Raw genomic sequence first — 20971 nt, 5'->3', positions numbered from 1 at the left:
GTTTAATAGTTCAGCTTGCCTAAGTACACCTTCTTTGTTAAATGCCAACCTACGTGGTATTTTATTACTTTTATGATTTTTTGTAGCGCATTTTATTTCAACTCGATTTAAGTCGAACTCTTCAAAACAATGACTGACCATGGCTTTACAAGCCTCTGTCATGATACCTTTTCCCTGAAACTCTGAAGAAAGCCAGTATCCTATGCTGGTTGATTTATTGGTGCTATCAATTTTGTGAAGACCAATTTGGCCCACTGGTTCTCCATTATATTTAATGAGACATTCAAAACCGTTTCCTTGAAGTTTTTTTATTTCACAGCTCTTGTAGAATTCTCTCACATCATTTTCACTTTTAGTTTCCTTAACCCAAGGAAGCCATTCACCCAGATATACTCTTTGTCTATCGATTATAGAAAAAATATGAGGCGCATCATCTATTGAGATATAGGACAATTCTACTTGCGGGTTTATTAATTTGTTCATTCTTTTCTACTATAAATATTGTGTGTTGAGTCTTGTGGTTTTAGGCGATCATGATGATAAAATGATCTATTACTGATCCGAGTTAATCAGTAATAGATCATTAATTAAATAGATTTTTCAATAATTTTCTTTATTGAATCAATTATCAATTCGGGATCGTCATTCTGAATATGATGGCGACTGTTATTTGCTATTGTATGCACAGCACCTGGTATTTTATCCGCCAATTGCTTATGTAGCATAAGACGCAACTCTCGTGAATCTGGACTTTCCTCAGCATCTGCCAAGCCTGCAGTAATTATATGTAAAGGAACATCTGGAAATGAAGCTTCAGCGACCTGCTCAGCACTGAGATAAGAGAATATAAATTCATCGCGCATTCCACGTTCCATATTTTGCTCATCAGCTATTTGTTCTAAAACAAGCTCGGGTGTAAGCCCTTCAGGTAAATTTCCGAGACCAATTAATAACTCTGCTTCATGAATTACATCAACCAGAACCATCCCGGCCACTTTATCTGGGAATTTATGGGCATATGCTCTTGCATGAAGCCCTCCTATTGAATGTGCAACCAATATATAAGGTGCTTCAACCATACTATTGATTAATAACCGATCAAGTTCAATTGCTATAACCTCTGAGCTTCTAATTCCTGGCGCATTATCTGACTTACCTATACCCCCTCGATCATAGGAAATGGTAGTGGCGAAATCAGCAGTTTCCGGCTGAACTTTATTCCAAGTACTTAAAGATTCACCGAGGCCTGAAATAAAAACCACGGTATAACTTCCCTTTCCTTCAATCTTAGTTTGCAGAGCGTAATCACCAACTGAAATTTTCTTTTCGCGTGAAGGGACATAATCATCATCGCTATCGCAAGATGACAAGAGAGGCAGCGACAATAGCACTATAGCCATAACTTTGCCACCCATTTTTCTTAAATTTTTAGACTTTATCATTTGTGTAATAATTAATGTTAACACAAAAATATATCGCTCATTTACCTGCAAAAAACTTTTACCTCTGAGTACCACAATAAGAAAGATGAACCCAAAAATTTGCCTGGCGAGCCATAAAGTTTATTTAATAATTAATATGGAAATATGGACAGGATTGAAAATGTACGTGACTTTTGCGGTCGTCAACCCTTATTGGCCTCAAGCCATTGCAGACGTTTCTCGTCTGCCAAGTGCTTGATTGAAAACTCTTCAAATAATGCATCAAAACCATTACCATCTGGGCTGGCACCCATCATGCCCGCCATTACAGGTTTATTATCCATTAGATAAACCAGATTACTCATTTTGTAATTAATTCCATCTAATGAAAATAAAATCTTCACGTAATCTGATCTTCTGGTAGCTTTTATCCAGACAGACTCTGGCTTTTCAGACAACTCGATTACACTCCAGCTACTATGTTTGTAAGTAACCACTGTACTGAAATTATAATTGCCACCCACGAATTCAATTCCTGTCTTTATCCAGTTCTCCTCATCAATACGCAGCATCAATCCCATTTGATCAAAGCGATTCCTATAATTACCGGTAATCTTCATTGAAACTTCAAATTCTCCCCCTCTTATTGTATAGAGAAATGGACCATCATCAACAGTAAAGCCGTAATGTGTTTTTCTCCAAAAATCTGAATGAGGAGTTACATGCATTCTTAGAATTCCTTTTTGAATTTTCCAGGATTCAGGCTCATTTAGCCAATTCATATTTTCGAGCATAATGTAAAATTTAATGAATTTGGAGCTTTGGTATCTCTAATATTGGTAGTTCCGGAAACTGCTGATATATTAACTTAAAATAAAGTCCACAGCACTAGAGCATTGCAATTCAATAGGGTTTATTTTCAAAGCCTTTGTTTCAATAAAATCAAAAACCAGAGGCAACTCTGTACATCCTAAAACCAATCCATCGCAGAAATCGTATCTTTCAGACAACTCCTTAAAATATGATTTAAAATCCTCCTCCATCTTACCTGCCGCCAGTTCGGTTTGTATCTCTTGTATTTCATCCATCTCTTGGGTAGAAGGCACGACAACTTTAATACCTTTTTTAAGTAGAAAGCCTTTAAAAAAATCGTCCTCCATGGTAAACTTTGTTCCCAGAAGCAATACTTCTTCTAAGCCCTTTTGCTTTATATGAATAGCAGTCAATTCCAAGATGGAAATATTGGGATTGAGAGACTTAGCTCTTCTCTGATAGAATCGAACGCTTTGTGTAATGTGTTATTACAAATTATCAAACATGCAGGATTCATTGATAAAAGATCATCTAGATATGTCTTAAGTAAAAATGAGATCTCATTCCACGAACCTTGATCTGAATACCTAATCTTTATTTTATGATAATCAATACTATAAAGAATCAATGGACAGGAGTGAAATCCTCCCAATTTTGCGCTATATAATTCGTTTAATCGTTTGTAATATGTAATAGTTGAGGGATAACTAGTCCCACCTAATAATCCAATAGCTCTGTTTTGCATTTTTTAAGGAGATTCTACTTGTTCATCCAATTTTTAAAATCTGTGTATTTCTCCATACTCACGAAAATCTCTTTATTATTCTCCGGTGTTAAGTGAACTCTTAATTTGTTTGCGCTGTATTTCGTCAATTTTTTAATTGAACCAATTGAGACAATATACTGTCGGTTTATCCTATAGAAAAGATCCGGATCCAAACTAATGATCAATTTTTCGAGTGTCTGATCAATCAAATGCTGCTTGCCTTTCTTCGTCACAAGATAGGTGTATTTATTATCAGCAAAAAAATAAGCTGTATCTTTAATATCAACGATGTGAAGATCACTAGCCTCATTGACTAAAAATCTGCTTTTGTAGCGTTCCTGAGGGGGAACGAGTTGCTCGATAAGTTGTCTTATTTCTATTTTTCCTGACATGTAAAGCTTCTTTATTTGATGAAACTTATCAAGACTTTTCTTTAGGTCTTCATAACTTATAGGCTTTAACAGATAATCAATACTATTAACTTTAAATGCATTAATGGTATATTCATCGAAAGCGGTAGTGAAAATTATAGGAACCTGTAATGGCAAAGTTTCAAAGATGTTGAAGCTCAACCCATCCTCTAAATGGATATCCATAAAAACTAAATCAGGATCGGGATTAGATGAAAACCACTTTACGGCTGATTTTACCGAAGGTAATATTGCTTCCACCAAAATTTCTGGATCATATCTTCTTATCAGAGAATCAAGCTTCTTCTGAGCTAATGTCTCATCTTCTACAATTACAGTTCTCAACATACAGTTTAATTATTTTTAAGTAATGGTATACGAGCCACATACTTGTTTTTTTCAATACTAAATTCTGGCAATCTATCTGTTATGAGTTTATATCGATTAATAATATTGCTTTGACCAACACGAGTGGATGGCATACTTTGTATCCTCATCTGCAGATTATTTTCCACAACCAATACATTTTCATCTTCCACATGAATGCCAATTTTCAAAGGCTCGTCTTGAGAAAATGAATTATGTTTCACAGCATTTTCAATAAGTAACTGCAGGGTCAAAGGAGCTATCTGATAACTGAGATGGGCCTTTTTCAGATCGATCTTCAACTGCAGTTTATCTTCAAACCTGATCTTTAACAGGAACGTAAATGCCTTTACGAAATCAATCTCCGTTTTAAGGTCCACTAATTCATTATCCTTCTGTTCCAATAAATACCTGTAAGACTTTGCCAACTCATTTATAAATCTTTCAGATAAATTAGGATCAATATGCACCAGTGATGTAAGGACATTCAAGCTATTAAATAAAAAATGAGGATTAACCTGATTTTTTAATGATTCAAATTGCGCCTGAGCTACACCTTTTTCAATTTTTTCTTTTACTGAATTAATTCTGGAAGTAATATCTCTAACGCTCCAAATATTACCGTTTACGGCTGCTTCAAACTTTTGAGGGGCTGAGATAATTTCAAGTACTCGCTTATCCTTCATGTAAGCGGTCAACTTATTATCCGGTCCTTGTTGAGAGGATGCCAATTGAATTTCATTAATCAACTCTTGCTTATTTTCAACATTCTCCAAAAGCCTTTCTATTACAGTCGATTTGCCATTTTTCGTAAAGTCTAAATCAGACAAACCACATAACTGAACAAAGGCACGATTATGCAGAATAATGTGATCATTCAAATCTGCGACCATAATACCATCGGCCGTGGATTCAATTACATTTTGAAGTAAGGATAATGAATCCCTGGTTTTGATTTCAGATTCCTTACGCGAGAGTGCTGATGTAACAATTTCATTGAAAATGCTTAACGTTCTTACTTCCTCATCTCCCCAAGTTTTGTTGACAAATAAAGAATCATATCCTATAAAGCCAATCAAACTATTTTTAACCATCATTGGGATCAACAAAATCGATTTAGTGCCGTCTGATTCAAAAATTCGTTTTGATCCTTCAGCCTCGAGAGGCATATCTTCTATATCAGAAATTGCTATTATTTTGCCATTATCCAATTCATTAACTACCCAAGCTAATCTTTCTACAGCCAAACCCGTCTCATAGAATAGTGATTTTACTGATGCGCCTTTCTCGCTGCGCCATTCAAATAGGCAGTTTAGGTAATCTCTAGATTGATTTAGCTGATACACATATGTTCTTTCTACGCCAGCGAATCGGCCCAGGTCTTCAAGCATTAGTTCTAATGTATTTTGGAAATCGTTTTTAAGAAATGATTTAGACATATTGAGGAGCAATTCATAAGTCTCCGCCTGCCTCTGCAATCTTTTGGTGGCATCAACTGTCTGAGAAACATCTCTTATTGTTGCAATAAAGCCCTCTATCTCAGGATTGGCTAGAGCATTGACCATTTTTGCCTCTACAATTTTAATTTCACCTGTTTTGGTAATAACTCTGAACTGAACCAAAGCATCATTTCCAGGCATCTTCAACAGTTTTTGATATGCCCCACGAGTTATTATTCTATCATCCGGATGAACACGCTCAAGCGGAGCATGACTTAGAACTTCTTCAGGAGTAAAGCCTAAGATTTTGTATATAGAAGGTGATGAATACTTTACCGCCCCTGTTATATCAAGAACTTGAATAACATCTTCTACATTTTCAAGCATTTGTCTTAAATAGGTAAGTTGTCTTTCCGCAAGAACCATTTCTCCTTGCTTTTCATAGGCCTTAAAAAACATCAGCATATTTACCACTGAGGACATCAAGGCTATTATCAAAAATGTCACGAGTGCTTCACCCATTATTTCATTTATGAGCGGCATGTCTCTTGAATAAATAAAAGACAAAATAAATTCTACGATAATGGTGAAGGGGATTGACAGAAAATATGCAAGAACAATATTAATTATTAAGTTCTTTTTAGGTTTTTCATCTATTGGAAACACCTTATTTAAGACCCTGTTTGATTTGATCACAATTTGCCATAAGAACACAAATGCGAATAAGTTACTAATCCAATTTTCGATATTCGAATCATCTAAACCACCAGAGACGAAAATATTAGTTAGCTCGATTATTATGGAAAAAATCAGGGCAGATAAAAACTGTGTTTTAATGGTGACAATTTGATTATTCAAATTATTTTTCTTGTCAATGGTTTTCATTTTGCCCTGAATAAAGTTTACCAGTTTATTGAATTTTGATGGTCTTAGAAAGCGACACCGCACTTGCTTGAAACAGCCCTAATGCTCCATCAATATTAGATGGTACATTAGCCGGATTCTTCCCAAAAAGGCCACCATGTTGAGATGTTTCTGAAAGTGCTTTTAAAAAGTTGTAAGAGTCATAATCTATTGAATAGAGCTGCAAAGAAACTTCATCTCCAATATTTATTTTATGATAGTCGTCATCTTTATTTCCCCAGTACCAGAACTGCCCCTCAACATTTTGAGATTTATCAAAAAAGCGATCATCAAATACTATTATGTCTTCAGCGCGGGCTATTTGCTTTTTACCATTTACCTTTACTTCGGAGAAAAAGTAATTGGTAACCTCTGGATCATCCGACAACATACCATATAAATAATAGCCCTCTTCAAAATTAGGATCTCCACTTGCTATAAATTCATACCTGATACTGTCAATCATAATTATCTTAGGCATGGTGGAGCTAGCTGATATAAAATGATCACCTATTTCAATATTTAATGAGTAGGTAACACCCTGAATCCCTTTGAATCCTTCAGGACATTTATATATCCCTTTTTCACCTTCTATGAATTCGTATGATGTATTTTGATCATCAAAAACCAAAACTCTGGCTGCAGAAACTGGCAGTGAAAATGGTTGCGAGAAATAAGGTGTAGTTTGAGAAAGTCTAATGTAGCTTTCATTTAACTGGTCAAGAACGAAACCCTCGACTGCATACTGACTCTTAATATCAGATGGTTTTATTTCAATTACATCTTCACAAGATGTAAGGCATAATATGGCAATACTAAGTAATGTTAAAATTGTAGTTTTCATCTCTATATATTGATTAAAATTTTATGTTGTAAGTTACTGATGGCACGATAGTTCCGATCAGGGACATTTGAACCGCCTCCGTAACTTTAGGATTATCTTGGTTTTGTCTGGTCATGAGACTAAAAGGATTCTTTCTACCGTAAACATTGAATAGAGAGAAGTTCCAGCTACCTTCCCACTTACGATTATCATTCTTTTTTGAATCGATTGTAACAGAAAGATCTAACCTATGACTTGCCGGTAATCTATAACCATTTCTCTCATCATATACCGGAACAACAACACCCCCATACTCAAAACTTGAAGATGCAAGAGTAATTGGCATGCCACTGGCATAATTCCAAAAAGCTCCAATCTGAATTCTTTTATTAATTTGATAGGACCCCATCAAGTTAATACTATGAGGCCTGTCCTGACGAGGACTGTATGGGTTTCCGTCATTTATTCCATTAATGGTTCTTTCCGTCTTAGAAAGGGTATAACTTGCCCAGCCAGTTAGTTTACCTGTTGTTTTCTTAAGCATAAATTCAACACCATACGCTTCACCCTCTCCTGAGAGGATCTCACGCTCTACATGCTTATTCAGTAAGATATCAGCATTGTCTTTGAAGTCTATCTGATTTTGCAGCCATTTATAATAAACCTCGGTTGAAAACTCCCAGGTATTATTCTGAAAATTTCGAAAGTAACCTACAGCTAATTGATCAGCAATTTGAGGTTTAATAAGTTCATTACTTGCAATATATAAGTCAAGAGGAATACTTGATGTAGTATTAGAAGCTAGATGTAAATATTGAAACATCCTATTGTAAGAGGCCTTGATTGAGCTATAGGCGTTCAGGGTATACCTTGCATTGATCCTAGGCTCAAATCCTCCTTGTGAATGATAAAATTCTCCGTTTTCATAAAATACAGTGTCTGTCGGTATTGGATTACCATCTTCGTAGGTGTAAGTAGTTCCTCCAATGTTTTGTAATAGAGAATATCTTAAGCCAGGCTGAACCTGAAGTCTTTCAGATAATTTAATATCTGCACCTAAATAAATGGCAGATTCCAAAGCCTCTTCTTTATCAATTACGAAGTCGTTTTGAAATCCTGATCCTTTTACTTCTACATCACCCGGCTGAAATTTATGATGGATTGTAGAAACCCCAGCGTTGAAAGAAACATCAGAAGAAAAGAAATATTCAAAATCACCTTTGAAAGACAAGTCCCTTATGTACGCATCCCATTCAAAAGAAGTTGGGCCACTATCAGCGCCTAAATTATAATTGAAGTTGCTGTAGAGGTAAGTGAAATTGGCAAATAACTTATTGTTGAAAATATGGTTCCATCTTAAAGTGGCTGTTCTATTACCCCAACTCCAATGAAAAGCGTTTTTATATTTGAACACGTCATCCCCAAAATATCCTGAAAGAAATAATCTATCTCTCTCACCTAATTTTATATTTAATTTGGTGTTAAGATCATAGAAGTAAAGCTTCGTGTTTTTCACATTATCGTCATCGCTTGCTTTTAAGAATAAATCTGCATAAGTCCTTCTTCCGGAAACAATAAATGAGCTTTTATCTTTTACAATTGGACCCTCTAGCGTAAATCGACTGGCGATGGTTCCAATTCCGCCATTTCCTGACAGTTTTTTATTATTACCATCCTTCATTCTAATATCCAGTAATGAAGAAACTCTTCCTCCATATTGGGCCGGTATACCTCCTTTGTATAATTCCACTTCTTTAATCGCGTCAGCATTAAAAACCGAGAAGAAACCCATCAAATGTGATGGATTATAAACAATTGCTTCATCAAGCAAAATCATATTTTGATCTACCCCTCCTCCTCTTACGAAAAAACCTGTGGTACCTTCACCAGCAGATTGAACCCCCGGCAACGCCTGAATTGTCTTTAAAACATCAACCTCTCCCATAAAAGCGGGTGACTTTTTAATAAGTGAAACAGGCATCTTTTCACTACTCATTTTAATTATTTCAACATTTTCATTCGCCATTTTATCAGTGATCACAATTTCCTTTAATTGTGTTACTTCAGGGAAGAGATCAAATTGTAATAGTAAATCGGCCTTCAAGTTTACTTGCTTTTCAAGTTGTTGGTAACCAATGTAACTAACAGTAATTGTGTAAACACCTGCAGGAATTGAGAGCGAATAAAAACCATAGACATTGGAAACCGTTCCAGTTTTCAATTCTTGAACGTAAACAGTAGCACCAATAAGGTCTTCGCCAGTTTCAGCATCTTTCAGACTTCCACTGAGTGTAAACTTAGATTGAGCACTTAATATTGAGCTAAACATCAACATTAAGATCAAGAGTATATTCTTTTTCATATGTTATTTTTTTTACAAAAGTATTTGAGCGAAATGCCTTCAAGAAGTCAAAAGGAGTGAACACGAAAAAAGCAGGTGTGAATCAAAAAAATTTTGCAAAATAGCCTGTATATGACACAGAGAAAGGATTTCAAATACTAACCATAAAAAATATTCTAAAACTTTTTAATTAAGACACACGCATTTTACCAATTGTTAAAACGAGATTTGGAGTGCAGATCACCTACTATGAAGATGCAAAAAGAACGTATTGCCTACATTGATGTCATCAAGGTATTTTTAACCTGCTTGGTCGTTGCTCATCATGCAGGACAGGCTTATGGTGCCACGGGTGGAGTATGGTTGACACAAGATGAACCGCAATTAGCTTATCTCAAACCATTCTTCTTTTTAAACGCTTCTTACATGATGGGATTTTATTTTTTTATCTCGGGATATTTCATGTACTACTCTCTTCAAAATAAGCCTAAATTTCAATTTATACAGGATAGACTCCGCAGATTAGGCATCCCATTGCTGATATTTACTTTTTTTTTATTCACTCCGCTACATTATGCCTTGAGCGATAAAAGTGTCGGTGAATTAGAATTTATGGTAGATCTATATTTTAAGAGGGCGCCCTTAGCAACTGGCCATTTGTGGTTTGTAGCGTCTTTATTGGTCTACTCATTTATATACCTTATAGTAGATAAGTACTTTATAAATACTGAGGGCAAGCAACTATCTTTCAAATTTTGGTACCCATTGCTGTATCTTGCATTTCTTATACCAGTAAATGTTTTGATCAGGAGGCACTATCCAATTGATACATGGGTTACCTGGGGAATACCTATTGAAGTTGCTCACCTTCCGCAGTATTTAAGTCTTTTCCTCTTAGGGCCATTATTCAATAAAACTGGTTGGTTGGATAAAATCAAACTTTCAACCAGTTTATTCTATTTGCTTTTAGCCGCTTCTGCATTTCTTTTTAGAGAAAATCTATATGATACTTTACCAAAATTATGGAGTGAGTCAATAATAGAATCACTTTTGTGTGTAGGGATCTCATTGGGATTTATTAGCTTGTTTAAAATTGTTTTTACGAAAATGAATCCCCTATTAAAATTGATATCAGACAACTCCTACGGTATTTATATTTTCCACTTATTGATAGTTATAGCTTTACAAATCTTTCTTAAGGAATATGCTTTTGACTCTAATCTTAAGTTTATTATAGTGACCGTCTTTGCTATAGCAATATCATGCTTATTAACCCACTTCTTAAGGAAAAACCGATACATAAGACGAGTCCTTTGAAGAAAAAAGCCTATTTAAAGGGTTTTACCAATCTCACGATTGCTCATACTTTGAAATGATATCTCCTTTACCTTTTCAAACTGCTCGAACCTCGTAATTAAAACTCCGTTTTTGGTTATTTCACCAGTGACTGTAAGACGTTGTTCTCCAAATACGAGGGCTATTCCCGAATTGCCGATTAGAATATTATCAGTAACAATGATATTATCTCCAATCTTTAGAGCTGCTTGCAAGGCGTCTGAGTTTTTAGAAATTCTAATGGTAATCCTTTCTAAATCACCGTTAGGTATGGATTTCCAAACTTTACAATACCTACTAGAATCTTGCTGAGCAAAAATTTGATCAGTATTTGATAATAAGACTCCTATGGTTAAAAGAATGAAAAGTGGTTTCATTGAATTAATTGTTGAAATTCCATAATTATCATTTCTTCTCCTGAACCCGAATGAATCTTTTTATAGACCTTCTTAAAGCCAGCTTTTTTATAAAATTCTCTAGCAATTTTATTTCTGCTAAATACTTTAACCTGCCAATTACTTCGCAATGAAAAGCAGAGCTGTAATAACAGTGTACCGTAACCCTGCCTGTTAAAAAGCGGGTCAATGAATAAACCACCTATTTCTTGACCCATTAATGAGATAAATCCTATTATCCGGTCATCCTTGATCACCACGTAACTTTCACTATCAAGCATATATTCAGACTTTATTTTCTGATATTCTGATTTTACGAACTGCTTTTCTAAAAAAGGTTGAGTAAACGTATTTGCACGCTGTCATACGCCCAAGATTTGCTCTAAGTCTGAATGATCATACTGTCTTATCATATCATTTTCTTGCTTTAAATTTTATTAATTAAAAGCAACTCCATTTATATGTGGAATTTTGTAACCTAGAGGACCTGGGGTTTCGAAATTTTCAATGTCAATTTTAGAAAAACCTGAGTTCTCAATAACCTCTGCTGTATCTCTGGCATGATCACAACCATCGGCAATAAATTTTGATAATGGCTTTAAGTATTCTTGTAATTTCCTCGTTGTCGATCCTTTAGGAGCTCCAACATGCTCTATGAAAATAAATCGACCCCCTGGCTTTAATACACGTCTTATTTCTTGAGCCACTACTAACTGTGATGTTACCGAACAAAGTACGAGAGTGCTGATCACCACATCCATGCTGTTATCTTCATAAGGTAAATTCTCTGCAACACCTGTCGAAATGTTAGCATTTACTCCCTTTTCTCTAGCCTTTTCGATAAGGTATTTCTGCATAGCCTCATTAGGCTCCAAACCAAAATACTCAATGTTTGCAGGAAAGTAATCGAAATTAATGCCTGTTCCTGGTCCAATCTCAAGAACATTTCCCTGTAGATCTTTAAATAATCTTTTCTTATGTTCTGAATATAATTTATGAAGTGAATTGTCAGATTTGGAGTAAATCCAGGCGAATAATTTTTGACTCCTTGTTGCTTGATTATTACAAATTTTACACATTTTTTTAGTCGTTAATTTTTAAAGTGATTTATTAAAGAAGTCGATGACGTTTTTATTTATTTCTTGATGTATTCGGTCTACATCACCTGCTATAAGTTTTCTGAACGGTATCACTAATGGAAAATCAGAAAAACTCATGTGGTTGGCACCTTTTATAGTTATACTTTCATAACCGTTTTTGGCATAAGTATTAAGCCTTTCGTTCCAACCATCAACAAACAGGTATTGATAATATTCACGGCTCATATCATATTCCTGCTGAAGCTGTTTAGCGCTAAGTTCTTCCAATGGGATAACTTCACTTCTAAGCTCTAAGAATGGTTGATGAAACCCATCTTTGTAAAAGTTTCCAAAATAAAATCCGTCCATATTAATTCCTACTTTCAATCGATTGTCTCTGGTAAGTGAAGCTGCTGAGGTAGCTCCTCCCAACGAATGGCCGAACACACCCACTTTATCAAGGTTCAGCCTATTAAAAAACCGAGTCTTATTATCCTGATTTAGCGTTTCTATATAATTCAAAACGTATAATTGATCATCAGACCAGGTTTTGACTAAGGAATGAGCAAATTCTTCATCTTTCATTTTACCAAAAGGAATCGTAGCGCCTAATTGTCCATCAGAGAAAACCGTACCTGAAGCAGCAAATGGATGCTCAATACTTACTACCACATATCCGTGACTGGCCAGCTCGGCAAATTGAAAGTTATTTTGTGAATTATTTCCATTAAGTCCATGTGAAAAAAGCAATACAGGAAATTTTCTATCCCCTTGGGCAATAGCTACATTCTTTAATGCATTACTTTTTGACTTACTAAGTCGAGATAAAAGGATTTTGGGTATACCATAAAGTTGCTTCACATTATCATTAAAAACATCAGGATTGGGGTGATATGAAGCTTTTTCCTTTACACCATCTGATTGAGCAGGATAGAAAATTTTAATAAGTATTCTTCTAAAATCATCCTTTCTGACGGTAGCATCTTCATGCCGTGAATAGTCGGTTATCTCATAATCGGCTGAGCCAACTTCGGAATAGGCACCTGAAGGTTTCTTGAACTGGTTCTTACCTAAAACACTGATTACACCAATAGTTAAAACTGTAGCAACAGGAATAGCCACCATAATTAGAGCATTTTTGAGTTTTGTCTTTTTCATTTCATTGTATTTATTCGTTTTATGAGGCAAAGCTGGTAATTCAAAAAATGCAAAATGTTCGATCCGATAAATCCGAACCTCTTTAAATAAAGATTCTAGTTCGAATTTATAATCTGGAACTTTAGAATAATATTTAATGAAAAAACTAAATTTAGAGCAGTTTTAGGCCTATTTATCAATGTTATTTACTGGCGATTATTTTATAGAAATAGTTTTATTTCTGGGCGCCCTTCAGAGCTTTATTCTTGGAATGGTTCTGCATTTTAAAAAAGGGAAAGGGCACAGAATTTACTTAGCCTACTTTTTAATCACTATAGGTCTAATTCTTTTTGGCAGTCTATTACAGCGCAGTGTAGCATGGTCTTATGGTGTGATAATTGACCCTTTAGTGCTACTGTTGGGGCCCTGCCTTTATTTTTATGTTATTGGATTCTCCGGAAAAATCACAGTAAGTAAACTTCTAAAGCATTCCATGTTTCTAATACTTTACATTGGGATTTTAACCTGGTTCGCTTTTACAGTTATTAATGAACATGGTTGGAGTTTTCAATTAGCAGATTTCATCAAAAGTAATTACAGTAATCATTCGATATTAATCATTTTAGCAATTGGAAAAGTTAGCCATTTACTGTTTTACTCTGCTTTATCTATTAGAGCTCAAAAACATCATGAAAGGCAATTATTGAAATTTTACTCGGAAATAGGTGAACTAAATTTAAGGTGGGTTAAGCGGCTTATTATTGCATTTCTTGCACTTATCGCAATTACCTTTCTAAGTTTCACTGCTCAATTCTTATCAAAGGAATGGATAACGACTTTTGCTGGACTAAACCTTGCCTTGCTTACTGTTTTTGTTTATTACATCGCCTATCATGCCCTAAACCAACCAGCTATTTTTAGCGGAGCCATTAAGCTTTCGGATAACCAAGTGCCGAAACCAACAGAGAAATACAAAGCTAGTAAATTAGATAATTCGGTATCCGAAGTTTTAAAGAATGAGATAGTGAACCTAATGGAATCTAAAAAATTATACCTAGAAAGCGAATTGTCAATTCAACATTTGGCTAATGAAGTAAACCAATCTGTGCATATAGTTTCTCAGGTGTTGAATGATGTGATTGGTTTGAATTTTTATGAATTCGTAAATAAATATCGAGTGGAAGAGGCCAAAAATCTTCTCAAAGATCGTTCTTATAGACACCTTAATATTTTGGCGATAGGTTTAATGGCCGGGTTTAATTCGAAAACCTCCTTTAATACGACTTTCAAGAAATACACGGGTCTAACTCCTTCGAAATATCAGAAGTCAACTATTGGATAGTATTACAACAAGGGCACACCTGTGTGCCCTTGATTTGCTTACTTAAAATTTACCAATCTTTAAGCTTACATTACTTGAAAAACCAGACAGGTCATTATCTACGCCCTCAAGTTGATTATCAGAGGTAAATCTATAACCTACTCCTGCTCCAAAACGAATATTCTTGTGTAAATTGACCTCAATCTGGACTGATGGCTTAAATAAGAAATAAACCTGATCGTCAATATCCAGGTGGTCCATTTCATTATCTTCATCAGGGTATTTGGCTTTTGTTTTAACTTCAGCATAACCTGCACCTATCATTATTGGAATCGTAAGATGGACGAGTTTGTTGTTTCCGATCACTGGCTCAATAAATAATCCACCCTCACTACCCCTTAAATAACCACCATTTCCATCATCAACTCCAGCGATTGCAATTCTATTAAATTTGTTGCTAAACGATCTTCCAGCTAGACCTACTCTTACCACATCATTAAATATCACCCCACCTGATATCCCTGTCATAAAAATATTCTTCTCTATTACCTGAGCATGAGTAAAAGGCAGTTCTACGAACCAGCCTGTAAGTTTTAAATCATCTCCAAATAGTGTCGCTTCCTCAGTTTCCTGAGCGGAAGCATTCAACAAGAATATTACTAGAAATACCCCCGTTAAGATTGTCTTTAGTTTCATGATTGTTTTCATAATTATTAAATTTTTTCACAAAGCTATTTCCCTTTTTACTTGTGTTAAAACCAAAAAAGATGAATGCCAAAAAAGCGGAGGTGAGCGCTAAAAAGAGGAGAATGATACTCTTGCTGCTCTCTCAAATGATTTGAAATCAAACGAATTATGAGTGTACAATCCGGTGAACGAATTAAAAAAATTAAGGTGTAACTAATTGATATATAAATTATTAAATAGGGAATAAATAGGGCAGTCAATCCCGACTTTTTAGAAAAGCAGAGATTCTATAGCGTCTCCGCTTTTTTATTGTCACCAAAATTTCAGCCCGCCCAATCTAAACTTCATCCGCCAAATCCTACACTTCAGTAAGGTTAATTACTATTGAGCGTAACCTTCCTTCAATTTAGCACCATCCAAATGCTAAAGACATGAAAAGGTTTATCTACTTATCGCTCCTAATAACAACACTTACTGCGCAGTTTGCCTTCGGTCAGACCACCATCAAAGGTCAGGTGCTTACTGCCAAGGGTGAGCAGCTCATCGGTGCTAATATTTATATCGACAACACCTACGATGGTGCCTCTTCGGACATCAACGGCAATTTCACCTTCACAACTAACGAAAAAAACGAACAAACGCTGGTCGTTTCCATGATTGGCTACCACGAGTATCGTGAAACTGTAAACTGTGAAGGTCAGGTGCTTCAAGTCACTGCTAGTCTCAAGGAAAAAATTGATGAGATGACTGCAGTAACTATCACTGCTGGTGCTATGGATGCCAGTGATGAGAAAAAAGCCGTGGTGATGAAGCCTTTGGATATCGTTACTACATCTGGCGCTTTGGGTGACGTGATTGGTGCACTTACCAAACTGCCCGGCACCTCCACAGTAGGCAATGATGGACGATTATTCGTGAGAGGTGGAGATGCCTCCGAAACCAACATCTACTTTGATGGCTTGCAAGTGGGTAATGCTTATGGTAGTACCGCACAAAATGTACCTACCCGATCCAGGTTTAACCCGAACCTGTTTAGAGGCAGCTTTTTTAGCACGGGCGGCTATTCTGCAGAATACGGCCAGGCACTATCCTCGGCCCTAGTTTTAAATAGTATCGACATGCCGATCAGAGATCAAACCGACATCAGTCTTATGTCAGTTGGTGGGGGTTTGAGTCACACCATGGTGGGTGAAAATAGGGCATTGACTGCCTCAGCTAATTTTACAGACCTATCCCCTTATATGTCTATCATCAACCAACATATGGACTTCACCGATGCACCAAGTAATTGGGATGCTGAGGTTTTAGGTAGACAAAAAATTGGTAAATCAGGGATATTAAAAGGCTTTATGCACATTGAAGGTGCTAAAATGGCCTTGAACAGAGAGGATATCGACAGTGGAGAAATACAAGCCACTTCTATCGAGAATAGCTATCAGTTTGGAAATGTAAGCTTTAGAAATGTTGCTACAAATGGCTGGTCGTATTATGGTGGTGCTTCCATTTCTCATAATGAAGACCGCATTACAGTCGACACGGAAAATTACAAACGAACTAGCCTTTTAAATCACAACAAAGCGGTTGTCATCAAAGATTTCAGCGACAGGTTTTCATTAAAAAATGGACTTGAGACCTATGCCAATCAGTATGAAGAAATTGTTCTGAATGACGGCTTGGGCAGAAAATTAGAAGAGTTAACGATCAATCATTTTATTGAAGCCGACTATTATTTTAGCAGTAATCTCGTGCTAAGAGCAGGAGTCAGAAGCACCTACAACGATCTTTTAGAAGATAACTGGAGCACTTACCGAGCATCATTAGCCTATAAATTCTCTAAGTACGCACAGGTATCGGTGGCTTCAGGAACATTTTACCAATTGCCTGCAAATGAAGTAAGGATTCAAAACACTGCACTGGAAAACACGCAATCAGTGCATTACATAGCCAACTATTTGTACAGTAAAGAAGGACGAACTTTCCGTACAGAGGCATTTTACAAATCCTATGATAACTTGGTACTGTTCGGGCAATCTGAAGGATTAGATTTTACTGATTTAACAAATAACGGCTCGGGCTATGCTCAGGGATTCGATGTGTTTTATCGGGATAATAAATCGTTGAAAAGCACGGACTTCTGGATTACCTATTCCTTCACAGATAGCAAAAGAAATCTGGGTGGGTTTGAATCTAAAGTTCGCCCCGGTTTTGCGCCTTTGCACAATGCCTCGGTGGTGATGAAAAGGTTTTTTCGACCACTCCATTCGCAGCTTGGGTTCTCCTACAGTTGGAATAGTGGCTACACCTATCACAATCCAAATCTGGAAGGTGAAATGCAATCAAAAACACCTGCTTTTAATAACCTGAGTTTTAGCTGGAGCTACCTGCCAACACCCAATCTCATCATTCACTTTGAGTGCAGCAATGTATTAGGCAGCGATAATATTTTCGGCTATCAATATACCAATCAACCAAATGAAAACGGGGTTTTTGAAGGAAGACCACAAGGACAAGTGGCAGATCGATTCGTCTTCTTAGGTGTATTCCTGACCCTTTCCAAAGACAAAAACGCAAATCAATTAAACAATTTATAAAATCAATTTAAATACCTATACCATGAAAAAGTTAACACTAGTATTCACTCTTTTATTATGTGCATTATTCACTAATGCCAAAGACAACACGGCATACATCAATGCCATGAAAACACAAATTGAGACGTTCAATAATTCCAAAAGCCAGGAAGAGTTACAAGCCTCTGCCAATGCCTTCGAACGTATCGCGCAAAAAGAAACTACCGAATGGTTGCCATTATATTATGCGGCTCATGCTTACATTAAAATGGGCTTTAACAATACGCTATCGTTAGAAGAAAAAGATAGCTACTATGACAAAGCCATTGCATTGATAGAAAAAGCCGGAGAAATCTCACCGAACAACTCCGAGATTACTGCCTTAAAAGGTTATGCCCTTATGGGTAAATTATCTGCCGATTCTGCCAACAGAGGCCAAACAATGTCGCCCTTAGTGATGCAAGCATTCGGTCAGGCAATGCAGCAAAATCCTGAAAATCCAAGACCGCTGGTTTTGATGGCTCAAATGGAATACGGCATGGCTCAGTTTTTTGGCAGTAGCACTGAAAAAGCTTGTGGCATGGCTAACCAAAGCCTTGCGCTATTTGAAGCAGAAGCTGCTGAAGGCATCAACCCTACGTGGGGAGCTGGTCAGGCAGAAGCCATTGTATCTCAATGCAATTAGTTAAAAAAAGAGCTATTTTAGGTTTTTATTGAAGTATGGAGAATTACAATTCTAACACACCCAAGAGCTGGAGATACTATAAAAATCTAAGATTACTCATTTTGGTAAATCTTGTAATTGCGCTTGTAATTACTATTACATTCAATTTAGAAACCGTAGGAACTCTGGCTTTTTTTTCAAAATGGCCAGAGTTTGTTTATGCTTTTCTAATATCATTTGTTTTAAGCTATGGTATTTCATTTATAACTGATGAAACTGACAAACGAATCAGCTGGATTCATAGCCCATTGAAAAGGCTGTTGGTAGAAGTGATTGCCGTATCCATATTCGCTTTTTTTATCGGACTGCTATTTTCCTCCATTACACTAGTAGCATTTTATGATTTTACATTTAGCACATTGCCTTGGGATGAATTGGTGATCCGCACTAAATATCCCATCATGATATCTCTGTTTGTTACTTTGATTTTCACCAGTAGGTCGTTTCTCTTTGAATGGAAATCAGCCGCCATTGCTACGGAAAAAATGCGTGCCGACAAATTTGAAGGCCAGTACCAATCCCTGAAAAATCAACTAAACCCACATTTTCTGTTTAACTCTTTCAATACACTGAGCAATTTGGTGCATGAAGACCAGGATAAGGCCACAGAGTTCATTCAAAAACTGTCGAAGATTTACCGTTATGTGCTGGAAGTACAGAAAGAAGAATTGGTCAGTTTGGATCAGGAATTGTCATTTTTAGAAAGTTATATAGGTCTACAAAAATTACGGTTTGGAGATAGTTTGGTAGTCAACATCGATGTAAAGCAGAAGGATTTATTAATTCCGCCACTAACTTTGCAGCTATTACTTGAAAATGCGATTAAGCACAACGTGGTATCACAAGACAGGCCATTGAACATTAAAATCTTTGATCACGATGACAGAATCACGATTTCGAACAACCTTCAACCTAAAGATGTAGAGGAAAGTTCGACTGGCATTGGCTTAGAGAATATTCGTTCACAGCTGAACTATTTTACGAATCAACAATTGACCATCACCAAAACTGCCGATGAATTTATTGTGGAATTACCCTTACTCAAAGACCTATGAACGTACTGATTATAGAGGATGAGCTACCGGCACAACGAAGGTTAAAGCGGCAACTTGCGGAAATTGACCGAGATATTAAGGTGCTGGATTGTTTAGAGTCAATTGCGAGTGGTAAAGCCTGGTTTGAGAACAACCCTGACCCAGATCTTCTGTTTTTAGACATCCAACTAGCTGATGGGCTAAGTTTTAAATTGCTGGAGCAGTTAAAAACCGAATGCCCCATCATCTTTTGCACGGCTTATGATGAATATGCCATTAAAGCTTTTAAGCATAATAGCATCGATTACCTGCTAAAACCCATAGACCAAGACGATCTTGAAGCTGCAATAAAAAAGTTTCGTAAAAACGCCCACAAACAAATTGACCTAAGCAAACTTCAGGAAATACTACAGCCAAAGAAGGACTACAAACAACGGTTTATGGTAAAAATTGGTGAGAAAATACAGAGTATTAACATCGCCTCCATCGACTACTTTTACAGCGACCAAAAAGCAACCTTCTTAAAAACCAAAGACAACAAAAAATACCTGATTGATTACCCGTTGGATCAGTTAGAAGAACTGTTAGACCCCACCAGCTATTTTAGGTTAAACAGAAAGTACATCACCCACCACAACGCCATTGAAGAAGTATTTTCATTCAGTAATAGTCGTTTAAAAGTGACGCTTAAGAATAGTGACGATGACAACATTTTAATTAGTCGGGAGAAAGTGCAAAAGTTTAAGGACTGGTTGGATGCTTAAAGGCTTCAGGTTTACTAGATAAAAGAGTATAAATTTTTTAAGTAAATGTTAAATAGTTTTTACATAAAATGTTATATTTGTAAATACAATTTAATGTTATGGGAAGAGAAAAGCCAATATTATTACCAAAGCATAAGAAACTGCTAAGAGATCTAGGTGAGAATATTAAGCTGGCAAGGCTGAGAAGAAAATTTAGTGCTGAGCAGGTTTCAGAACGTGCAAATATCAGTCGCCCTACTTTATTATCCATAGAAAAAGGATCCGAGAGTGTGAGTATAGGTCTCTATCTGCAGGTACTCATTGTACTTGGGTTGGAAAAGGACTTATCATTAATTGCAATAGATGATAAATTGGGCAGAAAACTGCAGGATGCAGAATTAAGCGTAAAAGAACGGGCTCCTAAAAAGAATCGCGGATGAGGAAAAATATTTCTGTATACGCAGATTGGGAAGGGTTACACAAACCAACCCTTATTGGCGTATTACATGCAGATTTACTACGAGGAAATGAGATATTTTCATTTGAGTATGATTCAAATTGGTTGCAATCTGGGCATACTCAATTACTTGATCCTGACTTACAGCTCTACGCAGGGGTTCAATACCTGAATGATCAAGAGAAAACGAATTTCGGCTTATTTCTA

20 protein-coding genes and 1 pseudogene are annotated in these 20971 nt (G+C 36.3%); 8 read left to right on the top strand and 13 right to left on the bottom strand.

Annotated features, from left to right (window positions below):
- The 8 genes from RLO81_RS00560 to RLO81_RS00525 all read right to left on the bottom strand — a co-directional run.
- Positions 1–483: GNAT family N-acetyltransferase (locus RLO81_RS00560; protein WP_350105723.1), on the bottom strand; the 483-nt coding region annotated here is incomplete at its 3' end.
- Between the two features lie 104 nt (positions 484–587).
- Complete coding sequence (locus tag RLO81_RS00555; protein WP_350105720.1) at positions 588–1442, bottom strand: alpha/beta fold hydrolase; 855 nt, start codon at positions 1440–1442, stop codon at positions 588–590.
- Positions 1443–1624: 182 nt separating this feature from the next.
- Positions 1625–2215 (bottom strand): DUF1349 domain-containing protein, encoded by a 591-nt coding sequence (locus RLO81_RS00550; protein WP_350105717.1) that lies wholly within the window; start codon positions 2213–2215, stop codon positions 1625–1627.
- 69 nt (positions 2216–2284) lie between these two features.
- Entirely contained in the window at positions 2285–2716 is a 432-nt protein-coding gene (locus tag RLO81_RS00545) for an aspartate/glutamate racemase family protein (RefSeq protein ID WP_350105728.1), read from the bottom strand.
- 277 nt (positions 2717–2993) lie between these two features.
- Complete coding sequence (locus tag RLO81_RS00540) at positions 2994–3758, bottom strand: LytR/AlgR family response regulator transcription factor (protein WP_350105715.1); 765 nt, start codon at positions 3756–3758, stop codon at positions 2994–2996.
- 5 nt (positions 3759–3763) lie between these two features.
- Positions 3764–6100: a PAS domain S-box protein gene (locus RLO81_RS00535; protein WP_350105713.1), complete on the bottom strand. Its 2337-nt coding sequence runs from the start codon at positions 6098–6100 to the stop codon at positions 3764–3766.
- A gap of 25 nt (positions 6101–6125) precedes the next feature.
- On the bottom strand, positions 6126–6962 hold the full coding sequence (locus tag RLO81_RS00530; protein ID WP_350105710.1) for a DUF4249 domain-containing protein: 837 nt from the start codon (positions 6960–6962) through the stop codon (positions 6126–6128).
- A gap of 13 nt (positions 6963–6975) precedes the next feature.
- Positions 6976–9303 (bottom strand): TonB-dependent receptor, encoded by a 2328-nt coding sequence (locus tag RLO81_RS00525; RefSeq protein ID WP_350105707.1) that lies wholly within the window; start codon positions 9301–9303, stop codon positions 6976–6978.
- Between the two features lie 228 nt (positions 9304–9531).
- Here RLO81_RS00525 and RLO81_RS00520 point away from each other — a divergent pair, with 228 nt between their 5' ends.
- Positions 9532–10599, top strand: a complete 1068-nt coding sequence (locus RLO81_RS00520; protein ID WP_350105704.1) for an acyltransferase — start codon at positions 9532–9534, stop codon at positions 10597–10599.
- A 14-nt stretch (positions 10600–10613) separates the two neighbouring features.
- Here RLO81_RS00520 and RLO81_RS00515 read toward each other — a convergent pair whose 3' ends face one another.
- From RLO81_RS00515 to RLO81_RS00500, 4 genes are all read right to left on the bottom strand, one after another.
- Positions 10614–10994: a hypothetical protein gene (locus RLO81_RS00515; protein WP_350105701.1), complete on the bottom strand. Its 381-nt coding sequence runs from the start codon at positions 10992–10994 to the stop codon at positions 10614–10616.
- Positions 10991–11308, bottom strand: a complete 318-nt coding sequence (locus RLO81_RS00510; RefSeq protein ID WP_350105726.1) for a GNAT family N-acetyltransferase — start codon at positions 11306–11308, stop codon at positions 10991–10993. The genes RLO81_RS00515 and RLO81_RS00510 overlap by 4 nt, the downstream gene beginning before the upstream one ends.
- 141 nt (positions 11309–11449) lie before the next feature.
- Positions 11450–12091: a class I SAM-dependent methyltransferase gene (locus tag RLO81_RS00505; RefSeq protein ID WP_350105698.1), complete on the bottom strand. Its 642-nt coding sequence runs from the start codon at positions 12089–12091 to the stop codon at positions 11450–11452.
- 18 nt (positions 12092–12109) lie between these two features.
- Positions 12110–13249, bottom strand: a complete 1140-nt coding sequence (locus tag RLO81_RS00500; protein WP_350105695.1) for an alpha/beta hydrolase family protein — start codon at positions 13247–13249, stop codon at positions 12110–12112.
- Positions 13250–13427: 178 nt separating this feature from the next.
- Between RLO81_RS00500 and RLO81_RS00495 the strand changes: the two genes are divergently transcribed.
- A complete protein-coding gene (locus RLO81_RS00495; RefSeq protein ID WP_350105693.1) occupies positions 13428–14570 on the top strand; it encodes a helix-turn-helix domain-containing protein in 1143 nt (380 codons plus the stop codon).
- Positions 14571–14612: 42 nt separating this feature from the next.
- Here the strand turns inward: RLO81_RS00495 and RLO81_RS00490 are convergent, their stop codons facing one another.
- Positions 14613–15257, bottom strand: a complete 645-nt coding sequence (locus RLO81_RS00490; RefSeq protein WP_350105690.1) for a hypothetical protein — start codon at positions 15255–15257, stop codon at positions 14613–14615.
- A 410-nt stretch (positions 15258–15667) separates the two neighbouring features.
- Between RLO81_RS00490 and RLO81_RS00485 the strand changes: the two genes are divergently transcribed.
- From RLO81_RS00485 to RLO81_RS00460, 6 genes and pseudogenes are all read left to right on the top strand, one after another.
- A complete protein-coding gene (locus RLO81_RS00485; protein WP_350105687.1) occupies positions 15668–17827 on the top strand; it encodes a TonB-dependent receptor in 2160 nt (719 codons plus the stop codon).
- A gap of 22 nt (positions 17828–17849) precedes the next feature.
- Positions 17850–18491, top strand: a complete 642-nt coding sequence (locus RLO81_RS00480; protein ID WP_350105684.1) for a tetratricopeptide repeat protein — start codon at positions 17850–17852, stop codon at positions 18489–18491.
- A 35-nt stretch (positions 18492–18526) separates the two neighbouring features.
- A complete protein-coding gene (locus RLO81_RS00475) occupies positions 18527–19585 on the top strand; it encodes a sensor histidine kinase (RefSeq protein WP_350105681.1) in 1059 nt (352 codons plus the stop codon).
- Positions 19582–20328 carry a LytR/AlgR family response regulator transcription factor gene (locus RLO81_RS00470; RefSeq protein ID WP_350105678.1) on the top strand — a complete coding sequence of 249 codons (747 nt, stop codon included), beginning with the start codon at positions 19582–19584 and terminating at the stop codon, positions 20326–20328. Before RLO81_RS00475 ends, RLO81_RS00470 begins: the two co-directional genes overlap by 4 nt.
- A 98-nt stretch (positions 20329–20426) precedes the next feature.
- The gene (locus RLO81_RS00465; protein WP_350105675.1) at positions 20427–20747 is read left to right on the top strand and encodes a helix-turn-helix domain-containing protein; all 321 of its coding nucleotides are present in this window, start codon (positions 20427–20429) and stop codon (positions 20745–20747) included.
- Positions 20744–20971: pseudogene (locus tag RLO81_RS00460) on the top strand (type II toxin-antitoxin system HipA family toxin); the annotation flags it as partial. The gene RLO81_RS00465 and the pseudogene RLO81_RS00460, both read left to right, overlap by 4 nt.

The sequence above is a fragment of the Fulvivirga sp. genome (assembly GCF_040220315.1).
Lineage (GTDB): Bacteria > Bacteroidota > Bacteroidia > Cytophagales > Cyclobacteriaceae > Fulvivirga.
This window is presented reverse-complemented; position numbering and strand designations above follow the sequence as displayed.